A 20,344-nucleotide genomic window follows, 5' to 3' on the forward strand; every position below is an offset into this window, starting at 1 on the left:
CACAAAGTTCTTTCCTAGCAATGACTTTGCAGGGTAATTAAATTTCACTTTCTTTTTGCCTGTGCTGAAACATACTCATGTATAAAAATGTGCTCATTTTACGAGCGCGTCTTTTTAATGTTTCGGCGTTTTCTCCTTCAAAATGCTCGTCAATGGTCTGAAACCAATGATTGAGCCAGATTCCGAATTCGTTCACAGTGATTTTTTCATCAAAATGAGCATCGACTTCATTGTGCACAGCATGGGGATTTCCTTTGTATTTGCGAACACCAAATAGATTGGTTTCCCAAAAATCAGTCAGTTTTTCGAGATGCGCATTCCAATCAGAAATCATTTCATTAAAATAAGAGCCGATTTCTTGGTCGGCTCTTATTTTAGCATAAAACTGATGAACCAAAAAGGAAACATCGGTTCTATTTTCTATTTGTTTTTTCATAGAATAAAACTATTTAAAAGTATAAAAAACAAACTTAAAGCTCCACTTAGCATAATAAGATTGAAAACTACTTTATGTTTCATTTGCGCCAATATAGAAGTATTTGCAAAAACACAGGCCAAAACTATAATTGCCAGCTGAATCATTTGCGGGATAGAAGTTCCGTTGGCTAAAACGTACATGGCTGCAGCGCCTCCTAAGCAGCTTTGTCCAATTACTGCCATGGCAGCAGAACCCATATAATTTCTATTGAAAATGTCGAATGTTGTTTGATATAGTGTCATGATATTCAGTTTTTTATATCAACAAAATTACAACCGCAATAGCACTCCATTTTATGATTAAAATCATAAAACGAGAATTTTTTTATCTGTATACTTTTCGGTTAATGATCTTCAATTCACCTTTTTTCTCCAATGTTTTAATGGTCCTGATGACAGTTTCTACCCGCAAACCAGTTAAATCTCCAATTTGCTGTCTGGTAAAGTTAATGAGATAGCCATTTTCGTCCTTTTGAAAATTAAAATACGCGATTCCGTGGTCGATCAATTTTAAAACGCGATGCTCTGGTTCATGCGTCGAAATTTCGGCAGCCATGACCGATTTATAATACAATCTCTGGGCTAGATTTTCTATTATCTTAAGGCTTATTTTTGGATTTTCTTCTAAAAGCTTCATGAAGTTTTCTTTTGGAAGAATATAAATCTCGGTATCTTCAACAGCTATTGCGTTTGCTGGATATTTTTGATTTAGAAATAACGGAGGTTCACCAAAAGATTGTTTATTATAAAAAATGCCTTGTATAAATTCGCGGCCATCATCATTATAATTGCTCATTTTTACTTCGCCAGAAATAATTTGATAATAATGTGATGGCAGATTCCCTTCTTCAAAAATGATATCATTTTTATCAAATGATTTTGTTATAACTCCGTATTTTTCTAGCAATTCAACTGTAATCATAATGTGTTGTTTACGTTATCAAAAGACGTTCAACAAATATAATTCATTCAAAATAGTTCTTCTGCATTAAAAATCTTTTACTTTTACACCCCGTATGCAAGAACAGATTCTCACAATTAGACAACAGATTTTAGAAGCAAAAAGCAATGGTCAAAAATTATTGGCAGTGCTTTTGGATCCTGATAAAATCGTACTGGAAAATTTAAGCCATTTGATTGAGAAAATTAACCAGTCGCCTGCAACCCATATTTTTGTGGGAGGAAGTATTGTGCAGAATGCTATTTTGGAAGAATTAATTGCGGCATTAAAAGAAAAAACAAACTTGCCAGTTGTTTTATTCCCAGGAGACCCTTCGCAGATTTCACCAAAGGCAGACGGTATTTTGTTTTTGTCTTTGCTGTCTGGAAGAAATCCAGATTATTTGATTGAGTATCAGGTTCAAGCGGCTCCAATTCTTAAAAAAACAAATCTTGAAGTTATTTCTACAGGATATATTTTGATAGAAAGCGGCAACGAAACTGCTGTGGCGCGTGTAAGCAAAACAAAGCCGCTAAGCCGTGAAAATCTTAATTTGGTTTTGGCGACAGCTCAGGCAGGAGAAATGTTAGGAAATCAACTCATTTATTTAGAAGCGGGAAGCGGTGCAAAACAGCCTGTTCCGACAGAAATGATTGAACTGATTTCTCAAAATATTCAAATTCCTGTTATTGTTGGTGGAGGAATTGTAGATTTGCACGGAATTCAAAAAGCATATAAAGCTGGTGCAGATTTGGTTGTCATTGGAACTGCCTTTGAAAATAACAGTCATTTTTTTGAGTTATAAATGTCAAACACCACATTTAGATGATAGATTTTTTTCTAGATAGTTACAAAAATGCACCTCTATGGCATATTGCCCTAGAGTTTTTAGTTTTTGTATGCGGAATTTTAAGTGTTTGGTTTGCAAAAAAAGAAAATATTTGGGTGTATCCAACAGGCTTGATAGCGACGGTTATATCAGTTTATCTGCTTTATATTGCAGGTTATATAGGAGACATGATTATTAATGCTTATTTTTCAATAATGAGCATTTACGGCTGGTATGTATGGGCAAAAGGAGGAACTGTTGAAGAAAATCTGCCAATTACCCGTACCAATTTTAATGAAAAAATAATCGGAATCTTACTGTTTATAGTGACTGTTTTTGTAGTTTTCGGGATTTATAAATATTTCGATTATACAATACATCCAGACAATTATGTCGATATGATTTCGTCTGGAATATTTTTCGCAGGAATGTGGTATATGGCCAGAAAAAAAATAGAAAACTGGACACTTTGGATTATTGGTGATATTGTTGTTGTGCCTCTCTACGCTTATCGCGGTTTAGGGATGCTGTCACTTCAATATATAATTTTTACAATTTTGGCTATTTCAGCTTATTTAGAATGGAGAAAGATCTTAGACAGCAAAAAACAAGTATCATAAAAATTGCTTTGTTTGGACCTGAAAGTACAGGAAAAACAACCTTAGCAAAACAGCTTGCAGATTACTACGAAACCGAATGGGTTCCCGAGTTTGCACGTGACTATCTGCAAGAAAAATGGGAGGAGAATAAGCACATTTGCGTAGCCGATGATATGATGCCTATTGCGTATGGACAAACAGCGTTGGAAAACGAAAAATTGGCAAGCGCAAATAAATACTTGTTCTGCGATACGAATTTGATGGTGACCAAAGTCTTTTCTGAAATGTATTATGGTTTTTGCGATCCGCTTTTAAATGAAGCGGCGCTTAAACACGAATACGATTTGTTTTTCCTGACTGACATTGATGTGCCGTGGGAGAAAGACGATATTCGCGATACTCCTGAAGGGCGCGAAACTGTCTTTTCTGTTTTTAAACAAACTTTGATAGACACTAAAAAGCCTTTCATAACCTTATCTGGTGACAAAGAAACGCGCTTGGCAAAAGCAACGGCTATTATTGATAATTTGACTATTGCGAAAGAAAAAGGCTTTTCTTCTTCAGATTTTGTTCAAATTTATGAAAGAGGAATTCCTTTTGCGAACGTTATAAAACAGCTCGAAATTTTTGACAATGGAATTGCTAAGAGTAATTTACTAAGCCCAGCGAGAATTGATAATGGTATTTTGAGCTTATCTGAAAAAGATTTTGAAGAAAAAGCAATCTTTTTTGATAAACAGAAAGAAAATTTAAAAATTAAAAAGTTTGTTCCTGCCTCTGGTGCCGCATCGAGAATGTTCAAATTTTTGAACACTTTTCTAAATGATTTTGATATTCAAAAAGAAACTATAAACGCTTACATTAACAGAAAAAAAGATAAAGAGCTTGCTATTTTTATTATCGGAATGGAAAAGTTTCCTTTTTTTGAAGCAATAGATCAAAAATTAAGAGAAGTTTATCCTGATTTTGAAACCCTTGAGAGAGATTACAAAAATTATTATTTTATAAAATTGTTATTGTCTCCTGACTATTTTGATTTTGCCAATAAACCAAAAGCAGTATTGCCATTTCATTTGTATGAAACACATATAGCGAATCCGATTGAAGAGCATTTAAATGAATGCGTACATTATGCTACTTCAAAAAATGTTTCCAATTTGCATTTTACAGTTTCAGAAATTCACCAAAACTTGTTTTATAAAGGAGTTAATGAAGTTATAGAAAAGATTGAAGAGCCTTCTGGTGTTAAAATTAATATTGGGTATTCATACCAAAATAAAAGCACAGATTCCATTACTATTGATGAAGAAAAAAAATTAGTTAAGGATAAGAATGATAATTTAGTCTTTAGGCCAGGAGGACATGGTGCCTTAATCGAAAATTTGAATAACCTAGAGGCAGATGTAATTTTTATTAAAAATATAGACAACGTAATTCAGAATCATATTGATAAAATTACCTTGTACAAAAAAGCACTAGCAGGTGTTTTAATTGAAGTACAGCAAAAAATTTTTTCGTATTTAAAATTAATTGACCAGAAAGAGATTGAAGAAAATCATTTGGCAGAAATTATCTTGTTTTTAAAGGAAAAACTCAATGTTGAGATGAATGCTGATTTCGGTAAATTTACTTTTGAAAATAAAATAAGCAAAATAAAAGAACTTTTAGATAGGCCAATTCGTGTTTGCGGAATGGTGAAAAATGAAGGAGAACCTGGAGGTGGCCCATTTTGGGTAATGAATGATAAAGGAGTAAGCTCTCTTCAAATTGTTGAAACTTCTCAAGTAGATTTGACTAATAAGAAACAGCAGACAATTTTAGCAGAATCGACACATTTTAATCCAGTAGATTTGGTTTGCGGTATTAAGAACTATAAAAAAGAGAAATTTGACCTATTGCAATTTGTCGATCGAAAAGCAGGTTTTATTGTAGAGAAAAGTGTCGATGGAAAAACAGTGAAAAGTTACGAATTGCCAGGGTTATGGAATGGATCAATGGCCAATTGGCTGACCGTTTTTGTTGCCGTCCCTCTGATTACTTTTAACCCAGTAAAAACGGTAAACGATTTGTTGAAAGCAGCGCATCAGCCACAATAATATGGATTCAGAAAAAATCATATCAGAATTAAATTTTAAGGCCGTTCGCAGCAGCGGTTCTGGCGGGCAAAACGTGAATAAAGTTTCGTCAAAAGTAGTTCTGAGTTTTGATTTGAATGCTTCTCAAACTTTGTCTGATGAAGAAAAATTACTTCTGCAAGAAAATATTGCATCAAGATTGACTTCTGAAAATATCTTAATTTTAAATTGCGACGAAGACCGAAGCCAACTTAAAAACAAAGAAATTGTAACCAAACGATTTCTGGAAATTATCAAAAAAGGATTGTATGTTCCAAAAGTCAGAAAGGCAACAAAAGTCCCGAAAGCTGTAATTAAGAAAAGAATTAAAGACAAGAAGACTCTTTCTGATTTAAAGCAATCTCGAAGAAGACCGAATTTAGATTAAATATCAATTTTAAAATTCCAAATTCTAAAAGAAGACCTCTAAGGCTTTTGGAATTTGGAATTTGATTTTTGGAATTTTTAACATTACATTTGCACTGTCTCAAAGGGGTGCTCCAAATAACGAGCTGAGATCATACCCAAAGAACCTGAGCGAGTAATGTTGCTAAGGGAAAAACGACACTATCGAGCGTGCACACTTTATTTTGTCGTGAAACACATTTATTAATTTAACAAAAGAATAATTCCCCCTTTTATTCGTAATTCTTTACGAATGAAAACTATTTTTCAAGGTGCTAAGGCACAGAGGTACAAAGGCACAGAGGTTTTTGCAAACAAAACCAAATTTATCTTTTCTACATTTTCTTTTCTTTTTACTCTTTTATCTTTTTCACAGCAGCAAGATTCTACAAAAGTGAATCAGCTGGATGATGTTTTAGTTTCTGCGGTTCGTGTTACGTCAAAGACTCCTGTGAGTTTTAGCAATATGGATAAAAAGGAGATTAAGTTTAGAAATTTAGGTCAGGATATTCCAGTCTTGATGAACTATCTTCCTTCGGTAGTAACAACTTCAGATGCTGGTAACGGTGTTGGTTATACCGGAATTAGAGTACGTGGAAGTGACGCTACGCGTGTAAACGTAACCATAAACGGAATTCCGTACAATGATGCTGAAAGTCAAGGAACTTTTTGGGTAAATATGCCCGATTTTGCTTCTTCTGTAGAAAGTCTACAATTGCAGCGCGGTGTTGGAACATCAACAAATGGAGCAGGAGCATTTGGAGCAAGCTTAAATATGCTGACGGATAGTTATGCAAGAAAAGCGACAGGTGAAATTTCAAGTTCTGCTGGATCTTTCAATACTTTTAAAAACACGGTAAAATTTAGTACGGGTTTATTAAATGACCATTTTGAAATTGCTGGACGTTTGTCTGCAATAAAATCTCACGGATATATTGACCGTGGAAGCGCAGATTTAAAATCATATTTCTTGCAGGGAACTTACGTTGGTAAAACGACTTTAATTAAAGCATTGGTTTTTGGAGGAACTCAAAAAACGTATCAATCTTGGAATGGAATCGATGGAGAGACGTTAAACACAAATCGTACTTTTAACTCGGCAGGAATGTACACAGACGATGCAGGAAATGTACATTTCTATGATAACGAAACCGATAATTACAATCAGGATCATTATCAATTGCACTGGAGTGAATCGATTTCTGATAAATGGAGTACAAACTTGGCATTTCATTATACAAAAGGAAAAGGCTATTACGAAAACTATAAAGAAGATGAGCCTGTTGCAGGATATGGACCAATTCAACCAACAAAAACACTTGAAGACGACAATGGAGATTTAGTTCCAGTAACCGATTTGATTCGCCAAAAATGGTTGGATAATGATTTCTACGGAACTACTTTTTCTGCTAAATATGTGACCGAAAAACTAAATGTTATTTTAGGAGGAGGCTGGAATAAATATGAAGGAGATCATTTCGGAAAAGTGATCTGGGCTCAATACTCGGATCAATCAGCATTGGGGGCTCATTATTACGATGATTATTCATCAAAAACAGATGGTAATGTTTTCGCGAAAGCAAATTATCAATTTACAGAAAAGTTAAGTTTCTATGGCGATCTGCAATATAGAAGAGTTCGTTACAAAGCCAATAGCGCAGAAACTGGTCTGGTAGATGATACTTTCAATTTCTTCAATCCGAAAGCAGGTTTAAATTACGCTTTTAATCAAAATAGCACTTTATATTTTTCTTACGCAAGAGCTAATCGTGAACCAAATAGAACCGATTACGAAGGCGGAAATGTGAAGCCTGAAAAACTGAATGATTTTGAATTAGGCTGGAGATTCAACACAGAGAAGTTTCAATTGAATTCAAATGTATATTATATGGGATACAAAGATCAATTAATCTTAACAGGAAGATTGGACGATGTAGGAAACCCAATTCGTGCTAATACAGAGAAAAGCTACCGTTTAGGTTTCGAATTTGATGCGACAATTGCACTTTCTGAGAAATTTACTTTAAGGCCAAACTTTACTTTAAGCAGCAACAAAAATGTTGATTTAGCAGTTGATGGCGAATATTATGGTACAACCAAAATCGCCTATTCTCCAGAAGTTATTGCAGGAAACGTGATTGTATATAAACCGATAGAGAGATTATATCTTTCATTACTGCAAAAATATGTGGGAGAGCAATACATGAACAATATTGAACTTCCGGCAGCAAAATTGGCAGATTACTTTGTAAACGATTTTAATGCATCTTACGAAATTAAACCAAAAACGATTTTTCAATCTATAACAATCACAGCTTTGGTGAATAATATTTTCGATAAAAAATATGTTTCAAATGGATATATGTGGGATGTTTACCCTTACTATTATCCGCAAGCGGGAACAAATTTCTTAGTTGGTTTGAATTTAAAATTCTAATGAAGCCAAGACACAAAAAAGCCTGAAACTATTTTCAGGCTTTTTGTTTTAATTGTATACATGAATTACTGTTCCAGAAGATTCGACGCGATATTGTTTCATCGGATATTCCTTTCCGCCTAGTCCCGTAAACAGGTTATATTGAGTTTTATCGCAAGGGCATACAGCGTAAATTCCTTCAATTGTCATTGCTGTGCACGAAGTTAAAGCTTGGTTTGGGCAGGCAGCATCAAAAGCTGTATAAGTTCCTTCTCCAGTTTTCATTACGATAATTCCTTTTGCGCCAAAATTGGCAACATATACAGGATTGCTCGGATATATTAATTTGTTATAGGTGGGAAGATTAGTGTCCAGATAAGCGTTTATCGAATAATTAGGAATGTACGGATTGTTATTGCTTCTGTTGTTGTCACTGCAAGCAAATAAAACTGCGGTAAATGCGATAAAGAACCAGATTTTTTTCATTATTTGAATAAGAATTAGTTAAAACAAAAATAATTTATTTAGATTTGAAATCTATATGATTAACATATAATTATGTACTATTAAAAATTATAGTATATTTGTGGTAAGAAAATCCCGTCGCGATGGGATTTTTTGTATTTATATAAACGATGAAGTTATGAGTAAAGTATCTTATTATACAGCAGAAGGATTAAAAAAATTAAAAGATGAATTGGAGCATTTAAAAAGTGTAATGCGTCCAAAGGCATCTCAAGATATTGCAGATGCAAGAGATAAAGGTGACTTGTCTGAAAATGCAGAATATGATGCAGCAAAAGAAGCACAGGGTTTATTAGAAATGAGAATTGCTAAACTTGAAGAAGTATATGCAAACGCAAGATTAATAGACGAATCTCAACTAGACGTTTCTAAAGTTTTGGTTTTATCAAATGTGAAAATCAAAAATCAAAGCAACGGAATGGAAATGAAATATACTCTTGTTGCTGAAAGCGAAGCAGATTTAAAAACAGGTAAAATCTCTGTGACATCTCCTATCGGAAAAGGTTTATTGGGAAAATCTGTTGGAGAAGTAGCAGAAATTACAGTTCCAAACGGAGTTTTGAAATTTGAAATTCTTGAGATCACAAGAGACTAAATTATTGCGAGGAACGAAGCAATCACCTATTAAGACTTAAAAATAAACAATGGCATCAATATTCACTAAAATAGTAAACGGAGAAATTCCTGCATACAAAATTGCTGAAGACGATAATTATTTAGCATTTTTAGATGTAAATCCAAACGCAAAAGGACATACGCTTTGTATTCCGAAACAAGAAATCGATAAGATTTTTGATATGGATGAAGAACTGTATTTAGGATTAATGAAGTTTTCTAAAAAAGTGGCGGCAGCTTTAGAAAAAACAGTTCCATGCAAAAGAGTCGGAATTGCAGTTGTAGGACTTGAAGTGCCTCACGCACACGTACATTTGATTCCGTTAAACCATATGGATGAGATGCGTTTTATTGATAAAGTTTCGCTTTCAAAAGAAGAGTTTGAAGCTTTAGCGAAAGATATTCAATCAAATTTGTAAGATTCAAATAGAATAAGCTTGTCAGGCTGAGTGGAGTCGAAGACATATAAAGTTTGAAAATTATATAGAAAATAAAAGTGCAGTAATGATAAATTTACTGCACTTTTTTATTTAAAGCAATTTGAAAAGTAGTTCCTTTTCCAATTTCAGAATGTAAAACTTTGATTTTTCCGTTGTGATATTCTTCTACAATTCTTTTGGTTAAAGAAAGCCCAAGACCCCAGCCGCGTTTTTTGGTTGTATAACCAGTCTCAAAAATGGTTTTAAATTGTTTTTTAGGAATTCCAGTTCCAGAATCTTTAATGTTAATTTTTATATGATGTGCGTCTTGTTCAATTTGAAGGTCTAAAGTTCCTTTTCCCTTCATGGCATCAATCGCATTTTTAACCAAATTTTCGATAGTCCAACTATGCAAAGTTGGGTTTATCATGCCTAATATTGGAGAATTTGGAGCGTTAAATGAAAAGGCAACTTGCTTCGAAAAACGAGATTGTAAATATTCATAAGCCGTTTTTGTTTCTTCTACAATATCATGAAGTTCTAAAACAGGCACAGAACCGATTTTAGAAAAACGATCTGTAATGGTCTGCAGGCGTTCAATATCTTTCTCTATTTCAATGCTAATAGAAGGATCAATATCTTCGGTTTTTAATATTTCTACCCAGCCAATTAATGAAGAAAGCGGTGTTCCAATCTGATGTGCCGTTTCTTTTGCCATTCCCGCCCAAAGTTTGTTTTGGGTTGCCATTTTAGTGCTTTTGTAAAAATTGTAAATCAATGCAATGCATAAAAATATAATCAAAAGCAGGGCAATTGGATAATACTTGAGTTTATTCAGTAATGAAGAGTTTCCATAATATAACGTCTGATATTTTCCTGGAGCATACTCAAAAGTGATAGGCTCATTTTCGTTTTTCAGCTTATTCAAGAAAGCGGTTCTTTTTTTCTTATCGTTAAGAATTTCGTCAGGAACATTTACGGCACTTACCACTTTATCATACAGCATGATTATACCCGGAATTGAAGTATTATTGTTGAAAATCTGAAGCGGAAGCTCTACATCGGTATTTTCATCTGCATTTACAATTGTAATTTGAGCCTTCACAAAAAGGTTCATTTTTAAGCGTTCCTCGTTTTTAAAAATTTGGAAGAAAGTGTATGTGTTCCAAAGAATTAGAGAAATGATTATAAAACAAACAGAAATAATAATCCAGCGGGTTGTATTTGTTCTTTCAGAAAAAGACATATCAGTTTTTTTGAGGTATAAATATAACGAAATATACACATTTTATATTTTGCCGATACTGAAAGATTTTTCGATTTTATCTGTAAAACTATTTCATCTAATTAAACCATTTCAATACTTTTGTAGCTGCTAAAATGAGATTCTGTCTAAATTTTAAAGTATGATCAGCATTAACCCAAAAGAGATTCCAACGGCCAAATTGCAAGGCTATCTGCAGAGTTCAATTGGACCTAGACCTATTGCATTTGCAAGCACAATAAGCGAAGCAGGGATTCCGAATTTATCTCCGTTTAGTTTTTTTAATGTGTTTAGTGCCAACCCGCCAATTTTGGTTTTTTCGCCTTCAAGACGTGTTCGAGACAATACGATTAAACATACACTGATTAATGCCGAAGCAACTCGTGAAGTGGTCATAAATGTTGTCAATTACGATTTGGTGCAGCAGACTTCATTGGCAAGTACAGAATATGCAGACGGCGTAAACGAATTTATCAAAGCAGGGTTAACGCAGATTCCGTCAGATTTAGTAAAACCATATCGTGTAAAAGAGTCGCCTGTTCAATTTGAATGCAGGGTTACGCAGATTATTCCGTTAGGAACAGAAGGTGGGGCAGGAAATTTGATTTTGTGCGAAGTGGTAAAAATCCATATTCACGAATCTATTTTAGATGAAAATGGAGCAATCGATCAGCATAAAATTGATTTGGTTTCAAGACTTGGAAATAATTGGTATTCAAGATCTAACCAAGGGCTCTTTGAAGTCGCAAAACCCTTGACAACACTGGGGGTTGGCGTAGACGCGATACCAGATTTTGTAAAAGAAAGCCCCGTTTTCGATGGGAATGATTTAGGCAAACTTGGCAATATAGAAGCCTTGCCTACAAAAGAAGAAGTTAGTATATTTGTGAAGGAAAATTTCGCAGTCAAAGGAGTTTTAAGCTCTGACGACCAGAAAAAAGTACATTTAGAAGCCAAAAAATACTTGGATAATGGCGATGTAGAATCGGCTTGGAAAGTGCTTTTAGCTAAAAAATAAAAAGAAATAGAAACAATAATTAATATAGACGAAGATGGAAGTTACAGGAAAAGTAAAAGTGGTTAACCCAGAGCAGCAAGTTAGTGCCTCATTCAAAAAAAGAGAGTTAGTTGTTACTACTGAGGAGCAGTATCCACAGCATATTTTAATCGAATTTACGCAAGATAAATGCGATTTGTTGAGTAGCTATAAACAAGGAGATGCAGTAAAAGTTTCTATCAATTTAAGAGGAAGAGAATGGGTTAATCCGCAAGGAGAAACTAGATATTTCAATAGTATTCAAGGTTGGAGAATCGAAAGATTAGCGGCAGAAACTCCAGGACAGGCTCCTGCAATGCCAGCAGCAGAAACTTTTGCTCCAGCAACAAACGTAAACGACGACGAACCAGACGATTTACCGTTCTAAAAACGTTTAAATTCCAAAATTATAAATTCCAAATTCCAATTCATTCACGTGATTTTGGGATTTGGAATTTTAGTTTAGAGCGTTATTTTATTTAAATAAACGACATTACTCTGGAACTTTGGAATTTGAAATTTTCATTATTGAAATTTTAAAAGAATGTATTATTTATTCAACGATTTATTTTTTCCGCCAGTTACAGAAGCTGATGAAGAAGGAGTTTTGGCAATAGGAGGCGATCTAAGTTCAGAACGTTTGCAGTTGGCTTACAAAAGCGGTATTTTTCCGTGGTTTAATGAAGGTGAGCCTATTCTTTGGTGGGCTCCAGATCCGAGAATGGTACTTTTTTTTGATGAGTTGGTGATCTCCAAAAGCATGAAAAAAATTCTCAATAAGAAAGTATTTAAGGTAACTTACAATAAAAACTTTAGAGAAGTAATTTCTAATTGCCAGCAGATAAAGCGAGAAGGACAGGACGGAACTTGGATTTCTGATGAAATGATTGAAGCGTACTGCAAGTTAAATGAAGAAGGAGTGGCAAAATCAGTTGAGGTTTGGCAGGATGATGCCTTAGTGGGCGGTTTGTACGGAATTGATTTGGGCAACATTTTTTGTGGAGAAAGTATGTTTTCTAAGGTTTCAAATGCCTCAAAAACAGCTTTTATTGCTTTAGCTTTATATTTGAAAAAAGAAAATTATAAATTATTGGATTGTCAGGTTTATAATCCGCATTTGGAAAGTTTAGGTTGCCGCGAAATTGATCGCGAAGAATTTATGTCCATTTTAAAAAGCAAATAGAAAATGAGTGCAATTTACAGCGTAAAAGAAATTTATATTTATCCGATAAAAAGTTTGGCAGGAATTAGTTTGGAGTCTGCAAAAGCTGAAGAAATGGGATTTGAAAACGATCGCCGTTGGATGCTTATTGATGCAGAAAATCAAATGCTGACGCAGAGAGAACATCGCATCATGAGTCAGTTTTATCCGCAGATTTCAGATGGAAAAATCAGCATTGCTTTTCAGGATCAAAAGCATGAATTTTCTATTGGCGAACATTTAGAAAATGCAATTGAAGTAAATGTTTGGGATGATAAAAGCGAAGTTGTTGAGGTAAATCTTGAAACATCAAGATGGTTTAGCCAGCATTTAGGTTTTGAATGCAGATTGGTCAAAATAATAAAAAATGGAGATCGTAAGCACGAAAGCTCCAAATTAAAAGAAACATTTAATGTAAGTTTGGCTGATGGCTATCCATATTTATTAATTGGAACGGAGAGCCTAGACTTTTTAAATGATAAATTGGATGAAAAAATTACCGTAAAAAGATTTCGTCCAAACCTTGTGGTAAGTACTGAAAATCCTCATGAAGAAGATGATTTTAAGACTTTTACGATAGGAGAAGTCCAATTTAAAAATATAAAACCCTGCGGAAGATGTGTCATGGTAAACAATGATCCGGAAAATGGGCGTTTAAAAAAAGAACCTTTAAAAACTTTAAGCAAATACAGAAACGTAGATAACTCTGTTTTGTTCGGAACCAATATTGTGAGCCTGAATTCAGGAATTATCAGCGTAGGCGATGAGGTTGTTTTTTAGAAATTCAACTTGGTAAAATTCCAGTTCAAAGTATTAAAAATTATCAATTCATTGTGTAACGTTGGCAATTCGAGAATTAATTTCAGAGTTTCATGAGCCATCATGTTCCCAATAATTCCAGGCAATGTTCCTAAAACGCCATTCAAATTGCAATTCGGAACATCTTTTGGATCGGGCATTTCTGGAAATAAATCACGGAGATTTTTACTTCCGTTATGATTGAAAACCGCAATCTGGCCTTCAAATTTTAAAATGCTTCCGTAAACCAAAGGTTTATTAAGTTCAACACAGGTATCATTCACTAAATATCGAGTGGAGAAATTGTCAGAACCATCGACAATAATATCGTATTGCTGAATGATTTCTGATGCATTCTCAGCAGTTAATTTCTCATTGATTGCCACAGGCTTAATTAGCGGATTTAGTTTAGAAACCATTTCCTTGGCAACAATAGATTTATTTTGGCCAATTTCATTTTCAGTATATAAAATCTGTCTGTGGAGATTGTGGATCTCGATTACATCAAAATCTATAATTCCAATAAAACCAACTCCTGCGGTGGCAATATATTGTAAAATCGGACAGCCCAAACCGCCTGCGCCAATCACCAAAACTCTAGCTTTTTTTAATTTTTCCTGACCTTCATCGCCAATTTCAGGAAGGATAGTTTGTCTGTTGTAACGAAGGAATTCTTGTATAATGCTCATTATTTTAATTGTGAATTGTAAAATGTGAATTGTAAATTGTAAAATGTTAGTTTTTTAAACTTGAAACCTGAAACCTGAAACTTGAAACTTGAAACATTTCAATTATAAGCTATAAGCTTTGTCCCAATCTTTCCAAACGGGCTCGTAACCAGCATTTTTAATGATTTTTGAAATTTCTTCAGCAGAACGTTCATCGCTGATTTCAAATTGTTCCAAAGATTGAGGATCGACAACATAACCGCCCGGATTTGTTTTAGAGCCAGCGCTCATACTCGTAACTCCAATAGGAATAATATGGTTTCTGAATTTCTCGTTTTCTCGAGTTGAAATCGAAATTTCTAGATCCTCATTCCATAATCTATAAGCGCAGATTAATTGCGTCAAATCTTTATCATCCATAATGAAATTAGGTTCGATAATGCCTTCGGCTGGACGCAGACGCGGAAAAGAAACCGAATATTTAGTCTGCCAATATTTTTTTTGAAGATAATCTAAATGCAGAGCATTAAAAAAACTGTCTGTTCGCCAGTCTTCCAAACCTAATAAAACCCCTAAACCAATTTTATGAATTCCTGCAGTACCAATTCGGTCTGGCGTTTCCAATCGATAATCGAAGTTTGATTTTTTTCCTTTGGTGTGATACTTTTTGTAAACTTCCTGATGATAGGTTTCCTGATAAACTAAAACCGAATAAACTCCAGCCTCATGCAAACGGTGATAATCTTCTGTAGAAAGCGGCTGCACTTCAACAGAAATAATCGAAAAATCTTTTTTTATTAAATTGATTGCATTCAGAAAGTAATTGATATTTACAGTGTAATTTGCTTCGCCAGTAACCAATAGAACGTGGTCAAAACCAGTATTTTTTAAGGCTTCAACTTCAAGTTTTATTTCAGTATCGGAAAGGGTTTTCCTTTTGATTTTATTGTCTAAACTAAACCCGCAATAGGTGCAAATGTTTTGGCATTCGTTGCTCAAATATAACGGAGCATACATCTGGATGGTTTTTCCAAAACGTTTCTTGGTGATTTCATGGCATTTTTGTGCCATTTGCTCTAAGTAATTCTGAGCAATAGGTGAAATTAAAGCCAGAAAATCATCGAGATTGTATTTGGCTTTAGCCAAAGTTCGTTCGACATCTTTTGATGTGGTTTTGTAAATTTTGGATTGAATTTCATCCCAATTGTATTGCTCAAAAATAGATTTAAAGTTATTCATAAGAATGTAGTTTTACTGTAAAAGTTTTTTAACGCAAAGCGCGCTAAGAATACGCAAAGATCGCTAAGCTTAGAGTTCTTGTCTTTGATAAAAAGTCCGCAAAGCTTGGCGAACTTTGCGAAAAAAACTTGCGAACTTTGCGTTAAAATTACTCGTAAAGAAAAGAGGTCAAAGGGCTAGAAGCCGAAGCAAAATTCTGCTGATGAGCAACTTTAGCTTCAAAAGCTTTTCTTCCGGCAATAACCGCTTCTTTAAAAGCCTCCGCCATTAATTTTGGATTTCCTGCAACGGCAATAGCAGTATTCACCAAAACAGCATCAGCCCCAATTTCCATTGCTTTTGCGGCATCAGAAGGCGCTCCGATTCCAGCGTCAACAATAACAGGAACATTGCTTTGTTCAATGATAATTTCCAAAAAATCAATTGTCTTTAAGCCTTTATTGCTTCCAATTGGCGAACCCAAAGGCATTACGGCCGCAGTTCCTGCATTTTCTAGATGTTTACACAAAACAGGGTCAGCGTGTATGTACGGAAGCACAATAAAACCCAATTTTGCCAACTCTTCAGTCGCTTTTAAAGTCTCGATCGGATCGGGCATTAAATATTTCGGATCAGGATGAATTTCTAGTTTTACCCAATTGGTTTCTAAAGCTTCTCGAGCCAATTCTGCTGCAAAAACAGCCTCCTTTGCATTTCTTGCTCCAGAAGTATTGGGCAATAAATTGATATTCGGATGTTTTAAATGTGATAGAATAGCATCGGTATCAGTTTCAAGGTCAATTCTTTTCAATGCAACAGTAACCAATTCGCTTTCTGAAGCTAAAATTGCCTGCTCCATTTCTTCGTTCGAACCAAATTTTCCCGTTCCGAGAAACAAACGCGACAGGAAGGTTTTATCTCCTATATTAAACAATGATTTTTGCATATAGTTTTTCGTTTAATTGTTGAATTAATTTTTCTTTTTCATCACTTTCAGTAATAATTCCAGATACGGCAATGCCGAAAATTCCAGTTTCAATTAACGGACTTACATCGCGTAATGTGATGCCTCCAATGGCGTAAACAGGAATGCCGATTTTATTTTTTTTTAGTTTTTGAAGAATCTCGTAATAACCCGATAAACCCAAAATCGGACTCAGTTTTTCTTTTGTAGCTGTAAATCGAAATGGCCCCAAGCCAATATAATCGCAGCCGTTTTTTACATGATTTTCGATGTCCTCGAAAGTGTTGGCGGTTCCTCCAATAATTTTGGCTGCACCCAAAATTGCTCTGGCTTCCTCAATTTTTGTGTCGGTTAATCCTAAATGAACGCCGTCAGCCGCAATTTGTTCCGCGAGATGTAAATCGTCGTTTACAATAAAGTTTGCAAGATATTCTTCGCACAAAGGTTTTACTGCTTCCGCCAATGTAAAAGTGTCTTTTTGGGTTTGGTTTTTAAATCGCATTTGCACCCATTTGCACCCAGCATCTAGCGCTTGATGAATGTTGTACAATTGTTTGTCGATTGTTTCGCCTTGCGAGATGTATTGCAGTTTGTTAAACATAATGATATCCGATTAATGTTGATGTTGAACTCAGGTATTTTTCTATGTAGGTTTTAGCATTTTGGCAAGACGACTCCAGAGTTTGATTTAGGGCTAAATTGGAAGCGATTGCCGAAGAAAGCACACAGCCTGAACCATGTTTTTCGGAGCATTTTTTTTCTGTTGGAAATAAATCGATAATCTTATTTTTCAAAAACAATTGGTCTTTGCCAATTTCATTTGAATTATGGCCTCCTTTGAGCAGGATTGCAGTTGAGATTTCATTCTCAATCCAAAGGTGATCTTTTATAAAACCAGGAAGCAATTGTTCAATTTCTATATAGTTGGGCGTAATTAGATCGATTTTAGAAAGTATTTGGTTTAAGTCCGAACGATCTTCAATGCTTAGAAAATCAAACTCTGTTGTCGATTTTAAAACAGGATCCCAAACAATTTTTGTATTTGGTGAAACCAATTTTATGCTAGAGAGAATCCGATTTAAATAAGACAAAGAAGGCACAATTCCGATTTTGACAGCATTGATTTTATAATTTTCAAATAAAGTTTCAATAGACCTGATGACAAAATTGATATTGATCCATTCAATTTTATGAAATTCATTTTCAGTCTGAATGGTATTAGCTGTTGCTATAGCAAAACCAGAAACTTTATGCAGTTCAAATGTTTTAATATCTGCCAAAATCCCAGCGCCTCCCGTAGGGTCTAAACCGGCGATTGTGAGTGCGAAAGGGCGATTTTCTGACATAATTTAAATTGTTTAATAGGGTTTTCATTATTCCAAATGCTTCCTAAAAGGGCAACATCATTAAAACCATTTTCAAGTGATTTTTGAATGTTCTGCGAATCGATTCCGCCTAAAGCGATAACTTTCGTTGTATAATTTTTTCGCAATTTTAATGCTTCAAAAAGATCCGTTTTGGGTTGATAATTTTCCTTTGAAATACTTTTAAAAACTGGGCTTAAGAACGCATAATCAAATTCATTTTCTAACGAATTAAAATCTTCGATAGAATGTGTTGATGTTGATAGAAACTTACAACGTTTTGAAAATCTTGCATGAAACTGATTAAGGACGTCCCTTTCTTTTTCGGATAAATGAAATCGGTTTATGCCAAAATCTTCTGCCAAATCATAATGATTGTGCAGAACCAGTTTATTTCGAAATTCTAGTTTTATCTGATGAATGAACTGAGCCATTTCTGCTTCTGAAAAATCAGGTTTCCTGATATGAAGCAACGACAATCCTTCTTCCAATAAAGAATGAAGAATTTGAATTTCATCTTTAATAAAAAAAGGATTTGTAATCACAATCATATTTGTAAAATGTTTTTTGTGAGATGTAAAATGTAAAAATCAAAGTATTTCACATTTTACAAGTTTCATTTCGTTATATATAAATTTCTTTTCCTTGCTCGATAAACTCTTCCGATTTCTCCTGCATTCCTTTTTCAGCGGCGGCGACATCTCTAATTTCCTGTGATATTTTCATAGAGCAGAATTTCGGTCCGCACATTGAGCAAAAATGCGCCACTTTTGCGCCATCGGCAGGGAGCGTTTCGTCATGGAATTCTCGCGCTGTATCAGGGTCTAAAGCCAAGTTAAATTGGTCTTCCCAACGGAATTCAAAGCGAGCTTTACTCAAAGCATTGTCGCGATATTGAGCTCCCGGATGGCCTTTGGCCAAATCGGCAGCATGAGCAGAGATTTTATAGGTGATTACACCATCTTTCACATCTTTTTTATTTGGCAAGCCAAGATGTTCTTTTGGAGTTACATAACACAACATAGCACAACCGTACCAGCCAATCATCGCAGCGCCTATGGCTGATGTGATATGGTCATAACCCGGTGCAATATCAGTTGTTAATGGGCCTAAAGTATAAAACGGCGCTTCGTGGCAATGCTCCAATTGCTTGTCCATGTTTTCTTTAATCATGTGCATTGGTACGTGACCCGGACCTTCAATGAAAACTTGAACATCGTGTTTCCAAGCTATTTTTGTCAATTCGCCCAAAGTTTCTAATTCTGCAAACTGTGCGGCATCGTTGGCATCTGCAATAGAGCCTGGGCGTAAACCATCGCCAAGAGAAAAAGCAACATCATACTGCTTCATGATTTCGCAAATCTCTTCAAAATGAGTGTACAGGAAGTTTTCTTTATGATGAAATAAGCACCATTTAGCCATAATTGATCCACCTCGAGAAACGATTCCGGTAACACGATCGGCAGTTAAATGAATGTAGCGAAGCAAAACTCCGGCATGAATCGTGAAATAGGAAACACCTTGTTCTGCCTGCTCAATTAGCGTATCTCGGAAAATTTCCCAAGTTAAATCTTCTGCGATTCCTTTCACTTTTTCAAGAGCCTGATAAATCGGCACAGTTCCAATTGGAACAGGTGAATTTCGAATAATCCATTCTCTGGTTTCGTGAATGTTTTTTCCAGTAGACAAATCCATAATCGTATCAGCTCCCCAACGGCAAGCCCAAACCGCTTTTTCGACTTCTTCTTCAATGCTCGAAGTCACTGCGCTGTTTCCAATATTAGCATTAATTTTGACTAAGAAATTGCGCCCCACAATCATCGGTTCGCTTTCTGGGTGATTAATGTTGTTTGGAATAATGGCTCTTCCGCAAGCAACTTCAGATCGTACAAATTCTGGAGTGATTTTGTTTTTTGGAGTGTTTGCACCAAAACTATTCCCGCCATGCTGGCATTGCATCGCCTTGGTCTGTTCGTTTAAAAGTTCAATACGCTGATTTTCGCGTATTGCGATGTATTCCATTTCTGGAGTGATAATGCCTTGTTTGGCGTAATATAACTGCGTTACGTTTGCGCCTTTTTTTGCACGTTTTGGCTGATGAAGATATTCAAAGCGAAGATGATTTAGGCTTTCATCTTTCAATCGGCTTTGACCGTAATCTGAAGTGATTTCGTCTAAAATTTCAACATCATTTCGGTCTAAAATCCATTGTTCTCTCAGACGCGGAAGGCCTTTTCGAACATCAATTTCAACATTTGGATCTGTATAAGGTCCCGAAGTGTCGTAAACAGTTACAGGAGGATTTTTTTCTACTCCGCCATTTGAAAGTTTGGTGTCGCTCAAAGCAATTTCGCGCATGGCTACTTTTATAGGATGAATTTCTCCATCGATATAAACTTTTTTAGAATTCGGAAATGGGGTTCTGGATATTTGTTCTTCGTTTGTCATAATATTTTTGTTTCAAGTTTGAAGTTTAAAGTTGATTCTGATTG

23 protein-coding genes are annotated in these 20,344 nt (G+C 35.0%); 11 read left to right on the forward strand and 12 right to left on the reverse strand.

What is annotated here, in order from left to right:
• Nucleotides 1-37: 37 nt before the first annotated feature.
• The 3 genes from N4T20_RS07630 to N4T20_RS07640 form a co-directional block, all read right to left on the reverse strand.
• Nucleotides 38-436, reverse strand: a complete 399-nt coding sequence (locus N4T20_RS07630; RefSeq protein WP_260672461.1) for a group III truncated hemoglobin — start codon at nucleotides 434-436, stop codon at nucleotides 38-40.
• Nucleotides 433-720, reverse strand: a complete 288-nt coding sequence (locus N4T20_RS07635) for a hypothetical protein (protein WP_260672462.1) — start codon at nucleotides 718-720, stop codon at nucleotides 433-435. The genes N4T20_RS07630 and N4T20_RS07635 overlap by 4 nt, the downstream gene beginning before the upstream one ends.
• An 82-nt stretch (nucleotides 721-802) precedes the next feature.
• The gene (locus tag N4T20_RS07640) at nucleotides 803-1,399 is read right to left on the reverse strand and encodes a Crp/Fnr family transcriptional regulator (protein ID WP_260672463.1); all 597 of its coding nucleotides are present in this window, start codon (nucleotides 1,397-1,399) and stop codon (nucleotides 803-805) included.
• Nucleotides 1,400-1,493: 94 nt separating this feature from the next.
• On the opposite strand from N4T20_RS07640, the gene N4T20_RS07645 reads away from it, so the two are divergent.
• The 5 genes from N4T20_RS07645 (at nucleotide 1,494) to N4T20_RS07665 (ending at nucleotide 7,801) form a co-directional block, all read left to right on the forward strand.
• Nucleotides 1,494-2,222, forward strand: coding sequence for a geranylgeranylglyceryl/heptaprenylglyceryl phosphate synthase (locus tag N4T20_RS07645; RefSeq protein WP_260672464.1), 729 nt, complete (start codon nucleotides 1,494-1,496; stop codon nucleotides 2,220-2,222).
• A gap of 20 nt (nucleotides 2,223-2,242) precedes the next feature.
• Nucleotides 2,243-2,866, forward strand: a complete 624-nt coding sequence (gene pnuC, locus N4T20_RS07650) for a nicotinamide riboside transporter PnuC (protein WP_260672465.1) — start codon at nucleotides 2,243-2,245, stop codon at nucleotides 2,864-2,866.
• On the forward strand, nucleotides 2,827-4,941 hold the full coding sequence (locus tag N4T20_RS07655; RefSeq protein ID WP_260672466.1) for a DUF4301 family protein: 2,115 nt from the start codon (nucleotides 2,827-2,829) through the stop codon (nucleotides 4,939-4,941). The genes pnuC and N4T20_RS07655 overlap by 40 nt, the downstream gene beginning before the upstream one ends.
• Nucleotide 4,942: 1 nt before the next feature.
• Nucleotides 4,943-5,347 carry an alternative ribosome rescue aminoacyl-tRNA hydrolase ArfB gene (arfB, locus tag N4T20_RS07660; protein WP_260672467.1) on the forward strand — a complete coding sequence of 135 codons (405 nt, stop codon included), beginning with the start codon at nucleotides 4,943-4,945 and terminating at the stop codon, nucleotides 5,345-5,347.
• A 270-nt stretch (nucleotides 5,348-5,617) separates the two neighbouring features.
• The gene (locus N4T20_RS07665; protein WP_260672468.1) at nucleotides 5,618-7,801 is read left to right on the forward strand and encodes a TonB-dependent receptor; all 2,184 of its coding nucleotides are present in this window, start codon (nucleotides 5,618-5,620) and stop codon (nucleotides 7,799-7,801) included.
• A gap of 48 nt (nucleotides 7,802-7,849) precedes the next feature.
• Here N4T20_RS07665 and N4T20_RS07670 read toward each other — a convergent pair whose 3' ends face one another.
• Nucleotides 7,850-8,266, reverse strand: coding sequence for a Rieske (2Fe-2S) protein (locus N4T20_RS07670; RefSeq protein ID WP_260672469.1), 417 nt, complete (start codon nucleotides 8,264-8,266; stop codon nucleotides 7,850-7,852).
• A 157-nt stretch (nucleotides 8,267-8,423) separates the two neighbouring features.
• Between N4T20_RS07670 and greA the strand changes: the two genes are divergently transcribed.
• On the forward strand, nucleotides 8,424-8,900 hold the full coding sequence (gene greA, locus N4T20_RS07675; RefSeq protein ID WP_008466743.1) for a transcription elongation factor GreA: 477 nt from the start codon (nucleotides 8,424-8,426) through the stop codon (nucleotides 8,898-8,900).
• A gap of 49 nt (nucleotides 8,901-8,949) precedes the next feature.
• Nucleotides 8,950-9,339 (forward strand): HIT family protein, encoded by a 390-nt coding sequence (locus tag N4T20_RS07680; RefSeq protein ID WP_260672470.1) that lies wholly within the window; start codon nucleotides 8,950-8,952, stop codon nucleotides 9,337-9,339.
• Between the two features lie 94 nt (nucleotides 9,340-9,433).
• Here the strand turns inward: N4T20_RS07680 and N4T20_RS07685 are convergent, their stop codons facing one another.
• Nucleotides 9,434-10,585, reverse strand: a complete 1,152-nt coding sequence (locus tag N4T20_RS07685; RefSeq protein WP_260672471.1) for a sensor histidine kinase — start codon at nucleotides 10,583-10,585, stop codon at nucleotides 9,434-9,436.
• A gap of 160 nt (nucleotides 10,586-10,745) precedes the next feature.
• On the opposite strand from N4T20_RS07685, the gene N4T20_RS07690 reads away from it, so the two are divergent.
• From N4T20_RS07690 to N4T20_RS07705, 4 genes are all read left to right on the forward strand, one after another.
• Nucleotides 10,746-11,621 (forward strand): flavin reductase family protein, encoded by an 876-nt coding sequence (locus N4T20_RS07690; RefSeq protein WP_260672472.1) that lies wholly within the window; start codon nucleotides 10,746-10,748, stop codon nucleotides 11,619-11,621.
• Between the two features lie 34 nt (nucleotides 11,622-11,655).
• Nucleotides 11,656-12,027 (forward strand): DUF3127 domain-containing protein, encoded by a 372-nt coding sequence (locus tag N4T20_RS07695; RefSeq protein WP_260672473.1) that lies wholly within the window; start codon nucleotides 11,656-11,658, stop codon nucleotides 12,025-12,027.
• 156 nt (nucleotides 12,028-12,183) lie between these two features.
• Complete coding sequence (gene aat, locus N4T20_RS07700) at nucleotides 12,184-12,822, forward strand: leucyl/phenylalanyl-tRNA--protein transferase (RefSeq protein WP_260672474.1); 639 nt, start codon at nucleotides 12,184-12,186, stop codon at nucleotides 12,820-12,822.
• A 3-nt stretch (nucleotides 12,823-12,825) separates the two neighbouring features.
• Nucleotides 12,826-13,620, forward strand: a complete 795-nt coding sequence (locus N4T20_RS07705; RefSeq protein WP_260672475.1) for an MOSC domain-containing protein — start codon at nucleotides 12,826-12,828, stop codon at nucleotides 13,618-13,620.
• On the opposite strand, the gene N4T20_RS07710 is transcribed toward N4T20_RS07705, so the two are convergent.
• The 7 genes from N4T20_RS07710 to thiC all read right to left on the reverse strand — a co-directional run bounded on the left by N4T20_RS07710 (nucleotide 13,617) and on the right by thiC (nucleotide 20,300).
• Nucleotides 13,617-14,327, reverse strand: a complete 711-nt coding sequence (locus N4T20_RS07710; protein ID WP_260672476.1) for a HesA/MoeB/ThiF family protein — start codon at nucleotides 14,325-14,327, stop codon at nucleotides 13,617-13,619. The genes N4T20_RS07705 and N4T20_RS07710 overlap by 4 nt on opposite strands.
• 102 nt (nucleotides 14,328-14,429) lie before the next feature.
• The gene (thiH, locus tag N4T20_RS07715) at nucleotides 14,430-15,545 is read right to left on the reverse strand and encodes a 2-iminoacetate synthase ThiH (RefSeq protein ID WP_260672477.1); all 1,116 of its coding nucleotides are present in this window, start codon (nucleotides 15,543-15,545) and stop codon (nucleotides 14,430-14,432) included.
• A gap of 148 nt (nucleotides 15,546-15,693) precedes the next feature.
• Nucleotides 15,694-16,470: a thiazole synthase gene (locus tag N4T20_RS07720; RefSeq protein WP_313771885.1), complete on the reverse strand. Its 777-nt coding sequence runs from the start codon at nucleotides 16,468-16,470 to the stop codon at nucleotides 15,694-15,696.
• Nucleotides 16,451-17,089 carry a thiamine phosphate synthase gene (locus N4T20_RS07725; RefSeq protein ID WP_260672478.1) on the reverse strand — a complete coding sequence of 213 codons (639 nt, stop codon included), beginning with the start codon at nucleotides 17,087-17,089 and terminating at the stop codon, nucleotides 16,451-16,453. The genes N4T20_RS07720 and N4T20_RS07725 overlap by 20 nt, the downstream gene beginning before the upstream one ends.
• Nucleotides 17,082-17,834: a hydroxymethylpyrimidine/phosphomethylpyrimidine kinase gene (locus N4T20_RS07730; RefSeq protein WP_260672479.1), complete on the reverse strand. Its 753-nt coding sequence runs from the start codon at nucleotides 17,832-17,834 to the stop codon at nucleotides 17,082-17,084. The genes N4T20_RS07725 and N4T20_RS07730 overlap by 8 nt, the downstream gene beginning before the upstream one ends.
• Complete coding sequence (locus N4T20_RS07735; protein ID WP_260672480.1) at nucleotides 17,792-18,403, reverse strand: thiamine phosphate synthase; 612 nt, start codon at nucleotides 18,401-18,403, stop codon at nucleotides 17,792-17,794. The genes N4T20_RS07730 and N4T20_RS07735 overlap by 43 nt, the downstream gene beginning before the upstream one ends.
• Nucleotides 18,404-18,476: 73 nt before the next feature.
• On the reverse strand, nucleotides 18,477-20,300 hold the full coding sequence (thiC, locus tag N4T20_RS07740) for a phosphomethylpyrimidine synthase ThiC (protein ID WP_260672481.1): 1,824 nt from the start codon (nucleotides 20,298-20,300) through the stop codon (nucleotides 18,477-18,479).
• Between the last annotated feature and the right edge of the window lie 44 nt (nucleotides 20,301-20,344).

Origin of the sequence: Flavobacterium sp. TR2 (assembly GCF_025252405.1) — a bacterium.
Lineage (GTDB): Bacteria > Bacteroidota > Bacteroidia > Flavobacteriales > Flavobacteriaceae > Flavobacterium.

What these genes read in the sequence shown, in the direction of transcription:
- arfB (WP_260672467.1), top strand. Translation starts at nt 4,943, where the DNA reads ATGGATTCAGAAAAAATCATATCAGAATTAAATTTTAAGGCCGTTCGC.
- pnuC (WP_260672465.1), top strand. Translation starts at nt 2,243, where the DNA reads ATGATAGATTTTTTTCTAGATAGTTACAAAAATGCACCTCTATGGCAT.
- N4T20_RS07690 (WP_260672472.1), top strand. Translation starts at nt 10,746, where the DNA reads ATGATCAGCATTAACCCAAAAGAGATTCCAACGGCCAAATTGCAAGGC.
- N4T20_RS07665 (WP_260672468.1), top strand. Translation starts at nt 5,618, where the DNA reads ATGAAAACTATTTTTCAAGGTGCTAAGGCACAGAGGTACAAAGGCACA.
- N4T20_RS07630 (WP_260672461.1), bottom strand. Translation starts at nt 436, where the DNA reads ATGAAAAAACAAATAGAAAATAGAACCGATGTTTCCTTTTTGGTTCAT.
- N4T20_RS07720 (WP_313771885.1), bottom strand. Translation starts at nt 16,470, where the DNA reads ATGCAAAAATCATTGTTTAATATAGGAGATAAAACCTTCCTGTCGCGT.
- N4T20_RS07730 (WP_260672479.1), bottom strand. Translation starts at nt 17,834, where the DNA reads ATGTCAGAAAATCGCCCTTTCGCACTCACAATCGCCGGTTTAGACCCT.
- aat (WP_260672474.1), top strand. Translation starts at nt 12,184, where the DNA reads ATGTATTATTTATTCAACGATTTATTTTTTCCGCCAGTTACAGAAGCT.
- thiC (WP_260672481.1), bottom strand. Translation starts at nt 20,300, where the DNA reads ATGACAAACGAAGAACAAATATCCAGAACCCCATTTCCGAATTCTAAA.
- thiH (WP_260672477.1), bottom strand. Translation starts at nt 15,545, where the DNA reads ATGAATAACTTTAAATCTATTTTTGAGCAATACAATTGGGATGAAATT.
- N4T20_RS07725 (WP_260672478.1), bottom strand. Translation starts at nt 17,089, where the DNA reads ATGTTTAACAAACTGCAATACATCTCGCAAGGCGAAACAATCGACAAA.
- N4T20_RS07645 (WP_260672464.1), top strand. Translation starts at nt 1,494, where the DNA reads ATGCAAGAACAGATTCTCACAATTAGACAACAGATTTTAGAAGCAAAA.
- N4T20_RS07735 (WP_260672480.1), bottom strand. Translation starts at nt 18,403, where the DNA reads ATGATTGTGATTACAAATCCTTTTTTTATTAAAGATGAAATTCAAATT.
- N4T20_RS07655 (WP_260672466.1), top strand. Translation starts at nt 2,827, where the DNA reads ATGGAGAAAGATCTTAGACAGCAAAAAACAAGTATCATAAAAATTGCT.
- N4T20_RS07710 (WP_260672476.1), bottom strand. Translation starts at nt 14,327, where the DNA reads ATGAGCATTATACAAGAATTCCTTCGTTACAACAGACAAACTATCCTT.
- N4T20_RS07635 (WP_260672462.1), bottom strand. Translation starts at nt 720, where the DNA reads ATGACACTATATCAAACAACATTCGACATTTTCAATAGAAATTATATG.
- N4T20_RS07705 (WP_260672475.1), top strand. Translation starts at nt 12,826, where the DNA reads ATGAGTGCAATTTACAGCGTAAAAGAAATTTATATTTATCCGATAAAA.
- N4T20_RS07670 (WP_260672469.1), bottom strand. Translation starts at nt 8,266, where the DNA reads ATGAAAAAAATCTGGTTCTTTATCGCATTTACCGCAGTTTTATTTGCT.
- N4T20_RS07695 (WP_260672473.1), top strand. Translation starts at nt 11,656, where the DNA reads ATGGAAGTTACAGGAAAAGTAAAAGTGGTTAACCCAGAGCAGCAAGTT.
- N4T20_RS07640 (WP_260672463.1), bottom strand. Translation starts at nt 1,399, where the DNA reads ATGATTACAGTTGAATTGCTAGAAAAATACGGAGTTATAACAAAATCA.
- N4T20_RS07685 (WP_260672471.1), bottom strand. Translation starts at nt 10,585, where the DNA reads ATGTCTTTTTCTGAAAGAACAAATACAACCCGCTGGATTATTATTTCT.
- greA (WP_008466743.1), top strand. Translation starts at nt 8,424, where the DNA reads ATGAGTAAAGTATCTTATTATACAGCAGAAGGATTAAAAAAATTAAAA.
- N4T20_RS07680 (WP_260672470.1), top strand. Translation starts at nt 8,950, where the DNA reads ATGGCATCAATATTCACTAAAATAGTAAACGGAGAAATTCCTGCATAC.